The following is a 16,883-nucleotide window of genomic DNA, read 5'->3' on the forward strand; positions in this document are numbered from 1 at the left end:
GCCCGTCCTTGAGTGCTACTTCGAATGACTTCATCAATACCAGTTACAGATTCTGAAGCTGGAATTTCTCCGTGAATATATGCTGTGCCTCGGGAGGTTTGTGTATCAATGATTTTGCCCCGGTGTTGCGACAAGATGGAAATTATAGATCCCATGTATTCTTCAGGTACTTTAACATCCATTCGAAGGATAGGTTCATAGAGAGCAGGATCTGCTGAAAGAAAACTAACATTCAAAGCTGAAAATGTCATTACAAATATCTGTCCAGCGCGTGTATGAGCAGGATCCTCGTGAACTATGGCGTCTGTGACTACAACTTTTAACCCAAGAACTGGCTCTTTAGCTAGTCCTCCTTCAAATGTAAAATCACGGAAGGTTGAGATAACATATGCCTTAATTCTATCAAGTCTTTGCACTCCAACGGTTTTGTTTACTAGGATATTGGGACCTTGAATCGCCCATATATTCCTTGCCTCTTTCGTATCCCAGCCAGCCTCTTCTCTTAATATTTTTGCCCGTTCTTTTTTATCTTGATATTCATCGATTCTTTCTTCTCTGATTAATTTTATAGTCGTATCATCAAGAGGTTCGACATATAACTCAAGTTTATTATGCCCTTCTGGACACTTGGTCTTAATGTTAACACCTTGTCGACGGATTCTTTCCATATACACAGTTATTGGGATACCGATCTTAATTGGTACTTCTTCTTGTACACGTTTTGTTAGTATATCGATTTGTAGAGGGTCAATTCCGCTGAGAATATATTCACCACTTTTTTCGTCTTTACGGAACGAAGCTGTTGGATCAGCCATTACCCACTTACCAACTACGTCACCTAATTTTGCAAGATCCTTAGGATCCTCAGGTTTGATACTACGGCTAACAACCGCATCAGAAGCATAAATAATCTTTTCAAAGCCGGGGAGTTCTTTATTATCTAATGAAAAGAACGTCTCACCTGAAGGTACAATATCCGGTAACTCTACAGCAAAGAGATTTCCAGCAGGTATTTCATCAACGGCTAATAACGAATCAATTTCCATAATACCTAAACGTCTGAGTCTTGCCGTCCTTCGAGCATTTGACAAGTAGATTTCGTCTCCCTGGCGCAGTGTGCCAGAAAGTACGCGTCCAATTAAAGTTGGGCGTTTGGTTTTTGGATGAATGAAAATTTTTGTTAACAATCCAATAAGAGGTCCATTAGAATCTACATTTATCAACGAATAAGCTGCCCAAGCTTCAATATCATCTTTGATTTCATCAACTGATGAGACATTCTCTCCTTTTGAGATATCGCCGCGCCATAGATGCTCCATACGATATTTTTGCGCCTCTTTTGGGCTTGGTAAATGCTCGATTACGACTTCAAGCATTGCTTCATCTAAGGGGAGGTTGTCTCGTAACCAGAGGATTGGTTCTTCAGTATTGTTATCGATTGCCTCTTGATATTTTTCGATCACAACTTTTGCAGAAATGCCCTTTCTTTTTAACATTGGTATCGTAAAAGCCCAACCATCTTTTGCACTCCCAAAGACCACTTTTCCTGCAGTGGCATTTAAAGTCCATTCGTCCTTGAATCTTTCAGGAGCAACTGCGGTAATAGCCCTATTCACTTCCTTGATAATGCCATCGAATCTCTCAATAACTTCTTGCGGTGGTAATTTTAACTCTCGAATTAAGCGATCTACTTTGTTAATGAATAGCACGGGTTTGCACCATTCGTCACCGACCGACAGTCGAATATTCGTTTCTGTTTGTGTCATTACGCCTTCAAGTGCATCAACAAGCAAAACAGCACCATCACTTCCTCGAAGCGCACGGCTTACTTCCCCAGTAAAACTGATGTGCCCAGGGGTGTCATTAATTTCTAACAAATACGTTTGACCTTCAAAATCATAATTGAGGAGTACGACTGATGTGAAGATAGTAATGCCTCGCATTTGTTCTTCTTCGTCGTAGTCCGTAAGCCTTCGTTCGCCTGCTAAAGTATCGCTTAATAAACCAGCACGTCTCATAAGGAAATCGCAGGCGGTGCTTTTACCGTGATCGATATGAGCAGTAATCGAAAAAATGCGTCTTAAATCAAGCGGATGCGTCTTAACCATATTTTGAATTTCTTCTTCGCCCTTTACCTTTACCATTTTAGTTCACCTTTTGTCTTATCTCAGATTTATTCAATTTATTTCAAAAGAATTAAAAGGATTTTTCAAATAATCACTAAGCTTGTTTTCGCAAGAGAACAAGTAGTATAAACGGTAGAATATATTTATTAACACATTCCGAACACCAAGTAGAATTTAAATCCTTTTCTTTGATTACATATTCCCGAAAAATAGAATATCTATATAAATTTTATGCGCTTAAATTTTGAGCATTTACAGTAATTTTGAAAAACAAAGGAATTTTCACCTTAAATGAGACACTTGTTATGTCAAAACTCGTTTGGAGAAGTCTGGTTTTTGCTTATGATATCTTGTGTTTTGTTCGAATGTATAAGCAACTTGAAGAATCTGACCTTCCTTGAAGGAATTTCCTATAATTTGTAATCCAATAGGCAAACCATTTTCAAACCCACAAGGAATAGATATCGCGGGTACCCCAGCAAGATTAACTGATACAGTATAGATGTCCGCTAAATACATTGCTAATGGATCATCAATCTTTTCACCAATTTTGAATGAGAGATACGGCATTGTCGGTCCAATTAATACATCAACATCTTGAAATGCCTTTTCAAAATCTTGCTTAATTATCGTTCGAACTTTAAGTGCCTTAAGATAATACTGGTCATAATATCCTGCTGAAAGTGCATATGTCCCAAGCATGATTCGACGTCTTACTTCTGCTCCAAATCCTATTCGCCTATTTTGCGATATTGTTTCATCCATTGCTTTATCTTTTTCTATTCGATATCCATAACGAATACCATCATAGCGGGCAAGATTTGAACTCGCTTCACTCATGGCGATGATATAATACGCTGGAAGCGAATATTTCAATGATGGGAGAGATAGTTCCGTGTATACGGCCCCTAAATTCTCTAGTTTTTGTATAGCGGCCCATACGGATTTTATAACAGATTCATCTGTGCCTTCTATACCTTCTGAAATAAATTCCTGTGGTACGCCAATCTTAATGGAGGAAACATCATCCTGTAAATATTTCGTATAGTCCTCTTCAGGAGTATCAATGCTTGTACTGTCCTTTGGATCATACCCAGCAATTACAGTCAGCAATAATGCGGCATCGTGAACATCTTTTGTAATCGGCCCTATTTGTTCTAAACTGTTAGCGTATGCGATTAATCCATACCTACTGACTAGACCATAAGTTGGCTTAAGACCAACGACAGAGCAAAAACTTGCTGGACAACGAATTGATCCTCCAGTATCAGTTCCCAGTGCCATAATTGTCTCATCTGATGCAACTGCAGCAGCGCTTCCCCCGCTACTACCACCAGGTACCCTTTCTAGACTCCAAGGATTTAATGTGGATCCAAAATAACTTGATTCTGTGCTACTCCCCATCGCGAACTCATCCATGTTCATCTTACCAAGAGGAACCATCCCAAATGTCTTTATGAGCTCAACGACTTTGGCATCATAGGGAGGAACATAATTTTCAAGCATCTTTGAGCCACAGGTAGTGCGAATTCCCTTGGTCGAGATTGTGTCCTTGATGCCAAGAGGAATTCCGAACAGAGGTTTCCCCCATTGATCTTTCGAGAATGTGTTGTCAAGTTCTTTTGACAGATCTAGCGCGGCGTCCTTTGTAAGTGTTATAAATGCATTTAAATCCTTATCAAATCGTTCAATTTGCTCGAAACATGCTAAAACGATGGACTCAGCCGATATTTCTTGTGATTCAAGTTTTTCAAGCAATTCATGAGCCGTAAATTCATTTAAATCCACAGTGCAATAACACCCCAAATTGCCATATCAAATTTTTCTTATACAATCAGCAATTCGATCATACAACTCTGGACGAATATGAGTAAGGAAAGTAAATGAACGCCTTGTTTTCTCTATTTTCGAGAGATTTAATTTCACTGTTAAGAAATCTTCATCATCATATTTTGTTTTAGCGATTTGTTCTCCATTTGGCGCTGCAATCTCACTGCCACCACAAAAGAGAACATTGTTTTCTATACCCACCAGATTGACATAGACAAAAAAAACAGTATTCTCCATAGCTCGCGCTGGTATTACCGTCTCAAACGATGCCCTACCCCATCTTGAATATGCTTTTCCAATTGCTGGAGCTGCAGATATATTAACAAGGACATCAGCTCCTTCCACAGCAAGAAATCTTGATACTTCTGGAAGAAAAGCGTCAAAGCAAATTTGCAGACCTATAGTGCCGATTGCTGTTTCAAAAACTTCAGGTACAGGCCCTGGCCTGAAATACCGAAGTTCTTCGAAGGGTCCATGGGTAGGAAGGAATTGTTTTCGATATTTACCAATATAACCTTTAGGACCTAAGAGAACGGCTGAATTATAGATGATGCCCTTTAGTCCTCCACTCATCTCGGGCATTCCAAAAATGACATATAAATTATTCTCGATAGCAATTTCTTCAAGTTTCTTGACAGAATCACCCGGAATGGGCTCTGATAGCTCAAATACGTGATCACGCAGACTATAACCAGTCAAAGACATCTCTGGAAATACAATTAAGTCTGATTCTTCACGAGCAGCACGTTCGATCCAACTTTGCATCTTTTCAAGATTTGCTTTTTTATTCTCCAGGAGCGGGGCCATTTGTGCTAAAGTAACAGAGATTTTTTCCTTCATAAAATCACATTCCATTAAGGAGATCTATTCAAATATAATCTATTGAAATCTATCTTTAAGGTAAGAAAATGTAAGAAAAAGATTGAAAACTCTTTTGAAATTTTTATACGCTTTTAGAACTCTTCCTCTTCTTCTTCTTCAATTTCGAGTTCTATACCTTTCCTTTTTTTGATTATATATTCGTCTTTATTATCTCCTGCAATTATTTTTAGTTCTCCCTTTAGTCGAACATTGTGTAAATGTTTTCGAACAAGTTGGCGAAGAGTTCTTTTGCTAAAATCTCTTTCAGGAGTGTCAGTTGACACTACAATGTCCGACCCTTCGATTTTGATTGAAGTAAATCTAGGAAGTTTTTCTTCAAGGAATGTAACTAGATCCTCAAAAAACTGACCTTTTTTCTTTGATAGGTCTTCTGCAACAATAGTATACATTTCTTTTCCTCCTCTTAAGCCCTTCTATCAATAATTTCTTCTACTCCCGGACCTGTTCCGATCAAGGTGACTGGTATCTTCAGTTGGGCTTCAATTTTATGGGTAAACTCAATCGCTTCTTTCGGCAATTCTTCAAAAGTTTTTATACCGCGTACATTCGGAAATACAATATCTAACTTTGTAAGTGCACATTGAGTTGCCCCATTTAAAAAGACTGTCCGTTTTGCTAACTTATAATTAAAAGGACTTGCTCGTCGTGTACGCCCTGTCACTGTACCTTTTTCCTGCCATCCTCGCCTTATAGTCTCTTCTTCTGATAGTTCGCCTTCTAAAGGTCCTTCACCTACACGTGTTACATAAGCTTTGAAGATGACAAGAACATCGTCTATTTTAGTTGGACCAATGCCAACGTCACTACAGATGGCACTTGCACACACATCTTTGCTTGTAACGTAGGGATACGTGCCATGATATAGCGAAAGAAATGTCCCTTGTGTTCCTTCGAGAACTACATTCTCTTGGGCATCAATAAATTCGTTTACTTCGAGAGCTACATCACATAAATATTCTTTAAGTTCAGGAATATCCTGTGCTATTTTCCCAACTCTAGACACTCTGTCAACATTACAGGGACCACTTCCTGAACCAGTGGTCCCGATTTTTTTTGAGATAATTGTACCTTTATCTCGTTCACGATGTATCGGTTCAATGATTCCCGTCTGAAAGTCAATTTTAAGCCTTTCTTTGGTGTTTGTCTCTTCGATTTCTTTGAGAATGACTTCTGGGTCGACTAACATACCAGCAGACATGTAAAGTTTCGTCTTCTCGTTTACAAAGCCGCAAGGAATTTGACGAAGTTTGAATTTTTTGCCTTTGTAGACTACGGTATGACCAGCATTTGTTCCACAACCTGCCCTAACCATTGCAGCAAGTTCATCCGAAATTGCCAGATATGAGGCGATCTTTCCTTTACCTTCGTCGCCGAAAAATCCTCCAACTATAACTGTACATGCCACGTTTTTAGTCTCCATGTTTAGGTCTTTTTTCGTCAGTAGAAATGAATAATCATTCGTTGTTAGTAGCCGGAGAGATTAAGATGATACTACATTTAAACCTTTGTGTGCGACCTTTTTCGTCCCCCGCAAGTCGATTCAGTTTAAAATCAATTACCTTATTATAAAATTTTAAGAGATTCTTTATTACAAATAGTCAGTTATGTTGGAGGTATTGTGATGCTAAAAATAACAAGTCCAGCTTTTGGTCATGAAGGCATGATTCCGAAGAAATATTCGTGTCAAGGGGATGATATCAACCCAGAATTGATAATCGAAGGAATTCCAGAAGGAACAAAAAGTCTAGTGCTCATCATGGATGATCCTGATGCACCTATTGGAACATGGGATCATTGGGTAGTCTGGAATATAGATTCTAGTATATCAAATATTGAAGAGAATAGTATTCCAAAAGAAGGAATCATTGGAAGAAATAGTTGGAGTCGTAACGATTATGGTGGACCATGTCCTCCATCTGGAACACACCGATATTATTTTAAACTGTATGCTCTTGATACTAAATTAGCACTTGAAGAAAAAAGCAACAAAAAGACTGTAGAGAAAGCTATTAAGGATCATGTTATAGAACAAGCTGTTTTGATAGGAAAATATAAGAAACACTAGCTTTAACTAAATCAACTTGCATCCCTCAACGAATTTTAAAGTTAAGTCACCCATCTCATTGAATTTATTATTTGGTGAATGTATGACACAATATCCAAAATTTCCTGATTTCAAAGAACTTGGGATCGAAGATAAAGCAATCTTTGATGAGTATTTTAAAAGATATCCTCCCACGATTTCTGAATTTACTTTCACAAATCTATTCATATGGAGGCATTATTACAACTTCAAATGGGCGATACTTAACGATAATATAGCGATCATGGCGAGCCCAGAGGAAGAATCCTATTTCTTTCCACCAATCGGCTCGAACAAAATAAAAGAAACTGTTTTAGAGTGTATCACCTATTCTGAGAGTACAGGATCTGGGGAAATAATGAAAAGAGTACCAGAAAATGTTGCGAAATTGTTTTCCGATGAAGATAAAATAAAAACCGAATTAGATCGGGATGCATCAGATTATGTGTATCTATTAAAGAACTTGGTTGAATTGCAAGGCTCAAAGTATCGTTCTCAAAGAAAAAGTATAAAGCAATTTCGACGCCAGCACGAGTTTGAATATGCATCCTTAACTAAAGAAATAGTTCCAGGTTGCTTAGAACTTCAAGAAGACTGGTGTAATGTAAGAGCCTGCTATGATGATCCCCATATAGCAGGTGAAGATAAAGCAATTTTTGATGCATTATCCCATTTTGACATTTTGAATTTCAAGGGTGCTGTAATCATCGTTGAAGAAAAAATAAAGGCGTTCACTATGGGTGAACCATTAAACGCCGAGACTTTAGTCGTCCATATAGAGAAAGGAAGCCACGAACGGGAATTCAGAGGAATATATGCACTCATCAATAAACTATTTCTGGAAAATGAATGGGCAAATTTCAAATATGTAAATCGAGAACAAGATACAGGAGAAGAAGGATTAAGAAAGGCGAAAATGTTATATCACCCAGAATTTATGGTTGACAAGTATTTATTAACTCAGCTATCGTAAAAAGTTTCTATCAAATATTTATTTGTTATACGGAATTAACGTGAATAAGATATCGCACCAGCCGCTTAAATGTATGATTGACTTACATTTAGCTATCTTAGAATTTTGAATTCTAAATTTATGTGCTTTCGACAATTTGAAAATTCGATTACATAATCCTTTGAGTGTGAAATCCCAAGTTATGCCATCCGCAGTTGATTGTAGTCTATTTGTGCCCTTTTTTAATTTTACAGGGTCAAAAATGTATAAAAGAGCGTTATTGTCTTTTAAAGTTCTACGACATTCTCTAAATAACTTATGGTGAAATACAAGATGATGGAATGTATCTGGCACTAATATTGAGTCAAAAGTTTTTTCTTTAAAAGGTAAATGATAAGCACTTGCACAGATCGGAATTGTAAGTCTATTTTTTCTGAGACCTCTTTTCAGAAATTTTGGATTTATATCTATGTGTATCGCTTCGTTTGAATTTATTGAACTTTTACCCGTTCCACAACCTATTTCTAAAATCCTTCCACTTAAGCGAGGGATAAGTTTATATCTTTCATTTCGTGCACCAAAATGTACCGCATGCACAGTCAAATCATAAAGAAGTCCAGATTTATCGATAATTCTTGAAAAAATGGATTCTCTAATCTTTTTTCCCAATGCAATCAACCAAATGAACGAATGGATATTTGTTTGGAGGTATTAAAGTTTTAATTCGGCGAACAATAAACTTCCAATCTAGACGCAAACGTCTTTTAGAGCATTTGATATTGCATATATATATGCTTATCTAATTAATTACCGCATTAGGTTTGATAGAGTCAAAAAAAACTTCTTAAGATGACTCTATAGGGTAATTTGCTTCTTTCCATGCCCTCCAGCTTTCGTCGTATGCGATCACGTTTTCAAATCCATAATCAATTAATTTCTCTGCCGCAATTTTTTTCGCAGGACAGTTGATATCCTCAGAATATGTTATTATTAGATTATCTTTATCGAACATCGAATCTACTTTTTGTTCATTCATTTCTGAAATCAAAAGATGAATGGCCCCAACAATGTGTTCTTCTTCATAATCGGGTGTATCTCGAACATCAAGGAGTATAAATTCTTCTCCTTTTTCAATTTTTTCTTTTAGTTCTTCCGTGCTGATTATTTGAACCATTTTTTCATCTCCAGTTACAAGAGATTTTGAGAAAAGTTATGAGTATTTTCGGGTTCACTGAAATTCATGCTTCTTGGAAGTTCCCTAAGGCAAAACTAACTACTTCAGTTAGTGCAGGATGAATGTGCATTGCTTGATACAAGGGTAAGATTGTTCCATCGCCGCAATTCATAATATTGGTAATTTCTTGTATGAGTATCGAGGCGTGGACTCCAATTATGTGCGCCCCAAGAATCTTTTGCGTTTCTCTTTCGACTATTAGTTTTAAGAAACCTGGAGGATTGCCCATAGCTTCTCCCTTGGCGGTGTCTTTGTAATTGTTTTTTGCGATCAGGAGTTTCCCTTCACCAAGCTGTTCCCTTGCTTGCCGTTCTGTTAATCCTACCCCAGCAATTTCGGGATTACTGAAAACCGCCCAAGGTACTGCATGATAATCGGCCGCCACTTTAGTAGCGTGATCTCCATGATCATGTCTATGAACTTCTTCTGGGTGAAGAGTGCTATGTGCATTATACCATGTTACCCGTGCTTCATAATTTGCGACGTGTTTAAACATGTAATGTTTAGGTCCAATCGCGTCCCCAAATGCCCATATTCTTTCTTTGCTAGTCTCAAAATACTCATTTACCTTTACCCAGCCACCCTTAGCACCTATTTCTACTCCGGTCTTTTCTAGTTTAAGGAGATCCGAATTAGACCTTCTACCTGCAGCAATTAAAATAGCTTCAGCACTAAGTCTTGTTTCCTTCCCAGTGTCATTTTCTTCGGCTATTACTTCTTTCAGCCCACCTTGAATCTCACTGACCGATTTAACTTCATAGCCAGTAAAAATATCCATTTTCTTACCCATTTCACTCTTTAAAAGCTCTGATATTTCCGGTTCCTGTTCTTTAACTAATCTTGTAGCTCTTTGAACTATAGTAACTTTACTACCCATGCTTGAAAGGAAATGTGCATATTCACAAGCAATATAGCCTCCTCCCACCACAACAAAGCTCTTAGGCAATTCTTCAAGTTCAAGGAGAGTGGCGCTTGTTAAGTAATCAATATTGTCAAGTCCTTCGATAGGGGGGATATAAGGACGTGCACCTGAAACTATAAACACGGCATCTGCCTTTATTTTAGTGCCATTAACCTTCAGTGTGTAATCGCTTACAAACTCACCAATTCCCTTATACCATTTTAAATTTGGTACTCGTTCTACGTACTGTTCTCGCTTTTGATCTTCTGCAAGGATGCCTCGCATCCTGTTCATGATATACTTAAAATCAATGGAGACTATTTTTGCATTAATTCCAAATTTTCCAGCATTTTTGATGGTATCAACTACATCTGCAGGATATAACAAAATTTTGCTCGGAATGCAACCACGATTCGCACATGTACCTCCTAATGGGCCTCTTTCGATTAAAGCAACCTTCATCCCGTGAGATAACGCATAATCAAGAATAATCTCTCCAGAACCAGCACCTATTACCATAACATCGAAGTTGTCCACAAAATACACCTCGTTCGTATTACAGAAGTATTGTAAACAATTTAAGAAGATTTGAAACCATCCAGTAAGATATAAACCTTCTGATCACGGAAAAAATTCGTCTAAGTTATATAAATAGAGTTAAGGTGTAATAAAGTAAATTAAGAGAATAACACTGCACAGATGAATGGTATGGTTTGAAATAGTAGAACGGGAAGATACAGAAAGAGGGAGATGTGTTTATGAGTGGTAAAATTGACCCAGAAGCACTCCGTAATTTAAGTTCAGGCCTCTATATTGTCACCTCACACTTCAAAAACAAAACAAACGGTCAAATAGTCAATACTGTAATGCAGGTTGCTGGTGATCCGCCCTGTGTTGCGACGAGCATCAATAAGAAGAACCTAACTCATGATTATATCACCAAAAGTGGTATGTTTGCTATCTCAGTCCTTGCTGAATCTACGCCGATGAAATTTATTGGCCGTTTTGGTTTTAGGTCAGGCAGAGACATTGATAAATTTGACCAGGTTTCCCATAAGAAAGGTGTTTATAATAGCCCCATGATCACCGAACACACTCTTGCAGTTTTGGAGGCCAAGGTTCGTGACCAAGTTGACGTTGTCACCCATACTGTGTTTATTGGAGAAGTTGTTTGTTCTGAATTCCTGAGGGAAGGGAGACCACTTACCTATGCGTGGTATCACGAAGAACTCAAAGGAAAGAGTCCGAAAACTGCGCCAACTTATATGAAACCTTAAGAACGTTGAAAACTCATAAAAGTACAATCGATTATAGCTACAGAATAGCCGTTTCTAACGTAGGATGCTATATACCCTATGTTGAGAGATGGGAACTTAAAAATCGCGAAATCATCGTTGAAAATGGGTAAATTAGCAGTAAATCAACCACTCAGTTCACCGAATCTGCTTTTGTTACAGACTTATCTTTTGAGTGTCGTAAGCTACATGAATGTACTCATAAGATCCCAAATACGTTTCTAATTCGTCATGTGGTTTGCATCGATGTGACATATGCATCAAGTATGTTTCTTTCGCATTTGATATTTGGGCGAATCGAATAGCCTCAGAAATAGACATATGAACTTCTTTGAAGCGTTCTGTATCTGCATCCGTAAACATGTCGGTTATCAAAACATCAGGTGAAGCATTTTGGATTAATTTAAGGCTTTCTTCAGGAATACTAAATCCCGTATCACCAGTAATCACAATCTTCTTGCTTGTCTCATCTTCTATTAAAAAGCCTATAGGTTTTGTTAATGCGGATTTGTGCAGCACATAAAATGGAGTTATTTTCAACCCATGATAATCTATTGGAACGTATGGTTCTAAAGGATGTGGTGTGGTTTTGACTTTAAATCTAAAATTCTTGATAAAATTTAGAGTTTCCTCCGTACTAAGAACATCTAGACTGCCCCTATTATGATAAAAATCGCCGAAACCAACCATGTGATCGTAGTGCATGTGTGTCCAGAATATCGCATCAATATCTTCAATCCCAGCTTGGAGTAACTGCATTCTACAATCAGGTCCAGTATCAATAAGGATATTTGTGGTGTTTGTCGGATCAGATTTAGAATAATGCGTCAATAAAATTCCAAATCGTGTTCGTGAAAACGGAATGCCGTTTTTTCTCGCAATTTCACATGTTTCACACCTGCAGGCAAGTTTTGGAGTTCCGATAGAATCTCCTGAACCAAGAATAATTATATCAATTGGCATTTAATTACATCCCTAAAATTCATTAAATTTCTCGGGTACTCTTTAACATAAGCACGCCATCATATTTTTCTAATTTTTCAACGATCTGTTATAGAATATCATTTTTTATTTTTATCGAGCCTGATTCAAAGCTAATTTTTCTTCAAAGTGATTCCTATGACAAACATGATTTTTTTTCTCTCTCTCTAAATATAAACATTCAAACATTATAATCAATATATTTTTGAATCCTAAAGTTTTTGCTCTTAGCGCACTTATTTGAATTTGCTGTTGTTTGAATTAGAAATTATGATGTTGAACCAGCGGCTAAAATTTGGAGTTGCGCAAAAAATGAAAATTAATCTTATCCAGGTACCGTATGATTTAGGGGAGGAGCAAGTTGGAATGGGAAAGGGACCAATTCGTTTTATCCAAGCAGGTGCAGATCGTAATCTGTTAGACCAAGGTTTTGAAGTCAAGGTTGAGACAATTAAACGAGATGTTCCTGCAAAAGATGATATGCTGAAGAAAATAGCTAATATCAATGCTAATCTTGCAAAGAGCATAAAAAAAGCTATCAGTGAAGGTTATTTCCCCTTGGTGCTTGGAGGAAATTGCAACACCATCCTTGGCATACTTGCTGGGTTGCCCCCATCCAAAATTGGGATAATCTATTTCGACGCGCACGGAGATTTTAACACCCCAGAGATCTCTATAAGCGGTTTCTTCGATGGAATGCCTCTTGCCATTGCGACTGGACAGTGTTATCCAGACCTCTTAACACATATTGGAAATATGAGCCCTATCCCCGAGTCACACACTATGCACGTTGGTGCTCGTGATCTAGATCCTAAAGAACGGGAACTTCTTGAGAATTCAGAGGTTCAAGTTGTCACTACTGATGAATTAAAAGAAGATATAGAAATGAGAATACTACATTCTGCACTTACAAAACTTCATCCTCAAGTCCAAGAAGTTTATCTCCATATTGATATTGATGTGATTGACCCACAAGAAGCACCTGGCGTTAATTATAGGACTCCAAACGGGCTTAGTCTGGACGAAATGGAGAAAGCAATAAAGACGATTGCCGCACATTTCAGGATAAAAGCAGCAGCTCTTACCGCCTATAACCCGGATCACGAGGAAGATGAAAAGACGCTTCAAACGGGTTTTCGCCTTTTGAATGTAATTGCAGATGCTGTAGCCAGCTCATTAACATCAAAATAAAAGTTTATTTTGGAAATCATCACTTTAATACTACTGAACTATTCTGAATATAAGCAGGGGATCACATGATTGTCGTCATAATCGGTCATTTGAAGAGAGCAGTTCGTAAATTTACAAAAACGGATTTCTTCAAAGCATTCATCTACATTATAGTTGCGGTATCAATCGCGACCATTGGTTTTTCTTATTTAGAGGGACGATCTCTTGCGGATTCCTTTTATTGGGCAGTTATCACGCTTACAACAGTCGGATACGGTGATATCACCCCCGCTACATCTGCTGGACGGATTTTTGTTGTTTTCGTCAGCATTTTGGGAATTGGAATGGTTGCGATTTTTGCGGGTACATTTGCTAGTTACTTAATAGGAATTCAACCAGAAAGAGAAATGCGGAGGCTTAAGAAAATGACAGATATAGTGTTAATTTGTGGATATAATGAAAAAATTAAAAATTTCCTTAAAGAAATAGACATTAACTCAAAGGAATCAAAGGATATGGTGTGCATAGCGCCATTAGAAGAAAGACCAGAAGACCTTCCAGAGAGCATTGTTTTTATCTCAGGGAAACCATATGAGGACAAGTTTTTACTGAAAGCTAAGATCTTTGACGTTACTGAAGCAATAATCTCTTTAGATCATGATCAAGACGCTATTTTAACCGCCTTAGCAATAGGGGGACTCAATCGTAAAACTGAAATTATTTGCAATGTCATTAGAGAAGAGAATGTAAAACATCTGTACAAAATCGGTGTCAAAAAAGTGCTATGTGATGAGACTGTAGGTGGGCAAATGCTTGCTTCGATGTATAAGGAAGAAGCTACATTCGAAATTCTTCATCACGCTTAATCTAAAAAGTATTTGGACAATTACACTTAAAAAATACACAAAATTCAATTCTCATCCATTCTGCAACGCTCCGCTATGTAAATCTTCACAGAAGCGCTATAATTGTTTTTTATAACTCCTTGCAATGCCATTAGGAGGTTATAAAATGAAAAAACTTGACGTGATCATAATTGGGGCAGGGAGTGTTGGAACGCCAACTGCTATGGCACTTGGAGAGATCGGTGAGTTTAAGATTGCAGTAATTGAGAAAAATGCCGAGGTGGGACAAGGACAAAATAATCGAGCGCTCGGAGGAGTAAGAGCAACTCATTCGAATTTTTCGAAGATTATCACTTGTCTCAAATCTATCGAAGTCTTTTCCAACTGGGAAAAGAAACATGGCGATAACATTGGATGGGATAGAGGAGGTTACTCCTTTCTAGCGTATAGCAAAGAACACGAGGAACTTCTAAAAAGAAGTATAGACCTCCAAAAATCTCTTGGATTAAACAATGACTGGTTGAATGCTGAGCAGATAAGTGAACTAATACCGGGAATTATACGGAAAGGATTACGAGGAGGATCATATTCACCTGAGGATGGGAGGGCTTCGCCTCCTTTAGCAATAAACGCTTTTTACAAATATGCCTTGTCTTTAGATGTAGAATTCAAATTTAAGGAAATTGTAAAGAATTTTTCAATAAAAGACAATAAAATCAAGGGTGTTATTACGAACAAAGATGCATATGAAACAACTTGGGTCATAAACGCAGCAGGTATATCCGCATCTAAAATAGGAGCTCTTGTGGAGTTAAATTTACCAGTCTATCCTGACCTTCATAAGGCTGGAATCACAGAATCTGCAAGATCTTTAGAGCACTTTACCAAACCACTTGTCGTTGATATACGTTCTGTTCCTGACTGCAATAATTTCTATTTTTTTCAAAACCAGGAAAACAAAATTGCATTTACCATTAGCCCCACACACAAAATGCCGGGTTATGGTGATGTTGTGCCCATTTTTGCTGAAAGAATGGAAATGCTAATACCTAGTATAAAAAGCCTAAAAGTGCTCCGAAAATGGGCTGGAGCGTATCCTATGACGCCAGATGGAATTCCAATTGTCGGAACTGTGGATTCAAGAGAAGGTTATATCAACACCGTGGGGATGTGTGGGCAAGGCTTCATGTCAGGACCAGGGATAGGACAACTCATCTCCCGAGTCATCACAAACCAACTGACGGAAGCGGATAAAGAAGTGTTGGAAGGTTTTTCACTTACTAGGAGTTTGAAAGAACCAGAAATTCTACAATAATATTCTAAAAACTTTGAATTACTTAATAGGAACTCTAATTTTTGTTTACGGTCAATTTTGATGTATAGCAAGTGAGATGAGACAAATAGGAATTTCAGAGATTCAGAAGAAAATTATTTATAATACAAAATCGGGGTGAATCATAGGTGATGAATTTAAAAGGATAATCAAAATATCAGTTAAGTTTCAAATTCAGTCGCTTGAAAAAGGAAATGTGAAAACTAATACACCCGAACTATTAATGAAACAATGGATAATGTCTGAAACATAAAAACGTTTTTTCACGCTTAATATAATTTACTAAATGAGTAATTGAATGCTTCATAAGTTAGGCACTTGTACTAGGCACTTGGGCACTTGAGTTTCGGGCATTGCGATCTCTGTGAGTATTTAGGGATCTAATTCACTTGAGAAAGAGCGAGGATGAGAAGATATTGTGTGCCTCAAAAACGAGAAAAGAATATCGAATTAAAATAGTCGTTGCTGGAGACGGGGGAGTAGGCAAAACAAGCTTATTGAATCGATATGTTTCAGACACATTTTTAACAGCAATGAAGATGACTATTGGCACAGACTTCTTTTCTAAAGTTATGGAAAGAGATAATAGTGTAGTTAAACTTCAACTGTGGGATTTTGGTGGTGAAAAACGGTTTCGCTTCCTTCTTCCTGGTTATTGCAAGGGCGCCCGTGGCGTGTTATTGGCATTTGACCTGAATGATTTTACGACATTAATGAGTTTAGATGAATGGATCCAGATTGTTAAGGAAAACACAACAGATCCTAAAATACTTCTTGTGGGAACTAAAGTAGATATCGCGGGAGGAGTCACGGAAGAGGAATTCATTAGAGATTTTTGTGAAAAGCATAATATACATGAATTCATCCCAACAAGCTCAAAAACTGGAGAAAACGTGGATTTTGTCTTCCAAGAATTAGTTGATCGAATCCTCGCGCCTTTAATTCCTGAAATTCCTCTTGTACCTATTACTCCACCTGAGATCCTTGAACCTACTACCCCTCTGGAAGCCCCCGAACCTATTACTCCACCTGAGATCCCCGAACCTATCGCTCCACCTGAAATCTCTAAGCCCATTATCCCACCTGAAATACCCGAACCTATCACTACTCCACCTGAGATCCCCGAACCTATCGCTCCACCTGAGATACCTAAGCCCATTATCCCACCTGAAATACCCGAACCTATCACTACTCCACCTCAGCACCCCGAACCTAATAACCCATCTGAACTCTCTGCACCTACCCCTCCAC

General features: G+C 37.9%; 16 protein-coding genes. 7 read left to right on the forward strand and 9 right to left on the reverse strand.

From position 1 onward, the window contains the following. The 5 genes from QVB70_RS03375 to QVB70_RS03395 form a co-directional block, all read right to left on the reverse strand. A partial coding sequence (locus tag QVB70_RS03375) for a GTP-binding protein (protein WP_287583387.1) occupies positions 1 to 2,144 on the reverse strand: 2,144 nt, incomplete at its 3' end. Positions 2,145 to 2,429: 285 nt separating this feature from the next. Next, positions 2,430 to 3,914, reverse strand: coding sequence for an Asp-tRNA(Asn)/Glu-tRNA(Gln) amidotransferase subunit GatA (gatA, locus tag QVB70_RS03380; RefSeq protein WP_287583389.1), 1,485 nt, complete (start codon positions 3,912 to 3,914; stop codon positions 2,430 to 2,432). A 27-nt stretch (positions 3,915 to 3,941) separates the two neighbouring features. After that, complete coding sequence (locus tag QVB70_RS03385; protein WP_287583391.1) at positions 3,942 to 4,796, reverse strand: carbon-nitrogen hydrolase family protein; 855 nt, start codon at positions 4,794 to 4,796, stop codon at positions 3,942 to 3,944. A gap of 113 nt (positions 4,797 to 4,909) precedes the next feature. Next, positions 4,910 to 5,227, reverse strand: coding sequence for a hypothetical protein (locus QVB70_RS03390; RefSeq protein WP_287583392.1), 318 nt, complete (start codon positions 5,225 to 5,227; stop codon positions 4,910 to 4,912). A 14-nt stretch (positions 5,228 to 5,241) separates the two neighbouring features. Further along, positions 5,242 to 6,243 (reverse strand): adenylosuccinate synthetase, encoded by a 1,002-nt coding sequence (locus QVB70_RS03395; RefSeq protein ID WP_287583393.1) that lies wholly within the window; start codon positions 6,241 to 6,243, stop codon positions 5,242 to 5,244. 216 nt (positions 6,244 to 6,459) lie between these two features. Here QVB70_RS03395 and QVB70_RS03400 point away from each other — a divergent pair, with 216 nt between their 5' ends. Continuing rightward, positions 6,460 to 6,903 carry a YbhB/YbcL family Raf kinase inhibitor-like protein gene (locus QVB70_RS03400; RefSeq protein WP_287583395.1) on the forward strand — a complete coding sequence of 148 codons (444 nt, stop codon included), beginning with the start codon at positions 6,460 to 6,462 and terminating at the stop codon, positions 6,901 to 6,903. A gap of 82 nt (positions 6,904 to 6,985) precedes the next feature. Then, entirely contained in the window at positions 6,986 to 7,894 is a 909-nt protein-coding gene (locus QVB70_RS03405) for a DUF2156 domain-containing protein (protein WP_287583397.1), read from the forward strand. An 18-nt stretch (positions 7,895 to 7,912) separates the two neighbouring features. Here the strand turns inward: QVB70_RS03405 and QVB70_RS03410 are convergent, their stop codons facing one another. The 3 genes from QVB70_RS03410 to QVB70_RS03420 all read right to left on the reverse strand — a co-directional run bounded on the left by QVB70_RS03410 (position 7,913) and on the right by QVB70_RS03420 (position 10,545). Then, on the reverse strand, positions 7,913 to 8,542 hold the full coding sequence (locus tag QVB70_RS03410; RefSeq protein ID WP_287583399.1) for a class I SAM-dependent methyltransferase: 630 nt from the start codon (positions 8,540 to 8,542) through the stop codon (positions 7,913 to 7,915). Positions 8,543 to 8,717: 175 nt separating this feature from the next. After that, the gene (locus QVB70_RS03415; protein WP_287583401.1) at positions 8,718 to 9,047 is read right to left on the reverse strand and encodes a rhodanese-like domain-containing protein; all 330 of its coding nucleotides are present in this window, start codon (positions 9,045 to 9,047) and stop codon (positions 8,718 to 8,720) included. A 64-nt stretch (positions 9,048 to 9,111) separates the two neighbouring features. Next, positions 9,112 to 10,545, reverse strand: coding sequence for a dihydrolipoyl dehydrogenase (locus QVB70_RS03420; protein ID WP_287583403.1), 1,434 nt, complete (start codon positions 10,543 to 10,545; stop codon positions 9,112 to 9,114). A gap of 221 nt (positions 10,546 to 10,766) precedes the next feature. On the opposite strand from QVB70_RS03420, the gene QVB70_RS03425 reads away from it, so the two are divergent. Next, positions 10,767 to 11,285 carry a flavin reductase family protein gene (locus QVB70_RS03425; RefSeq protein ID WP_287583404.1) on the forward strand — a complete coding sequence of 173 codons (519 nt, stop codon included), beginning with the start codon at positions 10,767 to 10,769 and terminating at the stop codon, positions 11,283 to 11,285. Positions 11,286 to 11,459: 174 nt separating this feature from the next. On the opposite strand, the gene QVB70_RS03430 is transcribed toward QVB70_RS03425, so the two are convergent. Further along, complete coding sequence (locus tag QVB70_RS03430) at positions 11,460 to 12,266, reverse strand: MBL fold metallo-hydrolase (RefSeq protein WP_287583406.1); 807 nt, start codon at positions 12,264 to 12,266, stop codon at positions 11,460 to 11,462. Positions 12,267 to 12,596: 330 nt separating this feature from the next. Here QVB70_RS03430 and QVB70_RS03435 point away from each other — a divergent pair, with 330 nt between their 5' ends. The 4 genes from QVB70_RS03435 to QVB70_RS03450 form a co-directional block, all read left to right on the forward strand. Continuing rightward, complete coding sequence (locus QVB70_RS03435) at positions 12,597 to 13,475, forward strand: arginase family protein (RefSeq protein ID WP_287583407.1); 879 nt, start codon at positions 12,597 to 12,599, stop codon at positions 13,473 to 13,475. A gap of 65 nt (positions 13,476 to 13,540) precedes the next feature. Beyond that, on the forward strand, positions 13,541 to 14,320 hold the full coding sequence (locus QVB70_RS03440; protein ID WP_287583409.1) for a potassium channel family protein: 780 nt from the start codon (positions 13,541 to 13,543) through the stop codon (positions 14,318 to 14,320). Positions 14,321 to 14,465: 145 nt separating this feature from the next. Then, the gene (locus tag QVB70_RS03445; RefSeq protein ID WP_287583410.1) at positions 14,466 to 15,614 is read left to right on the forward strand and encodes an FAD-dependent oxidoreductase; all 1,149 of its coding nucleotides are present in this window, start codon (positions 14,466 to 14,468) and stop codon (positions 15,612 to 15,614) included. 407 nt (positions 15,615 to 16,021) lie between these two features. Continuing rightward, a partial coding sequence (locus QVB70_RS03450; RefSeq protein WP_287583411.1) for a Rab family GTPase occupies positions 16,022 to 16,883 on the forward strand: 862 nt, incomplete at its 3' end.

The organism is Candidatus Borrarchaeum sp. (assembly GCF_019058535.1).
GTDB lineage: Archaea > Asgardarchaeota > Sifarchaeia > Borrarchaeales > Borrarchaeaceae > Borrarchaeum > Borrarchaeum weybense.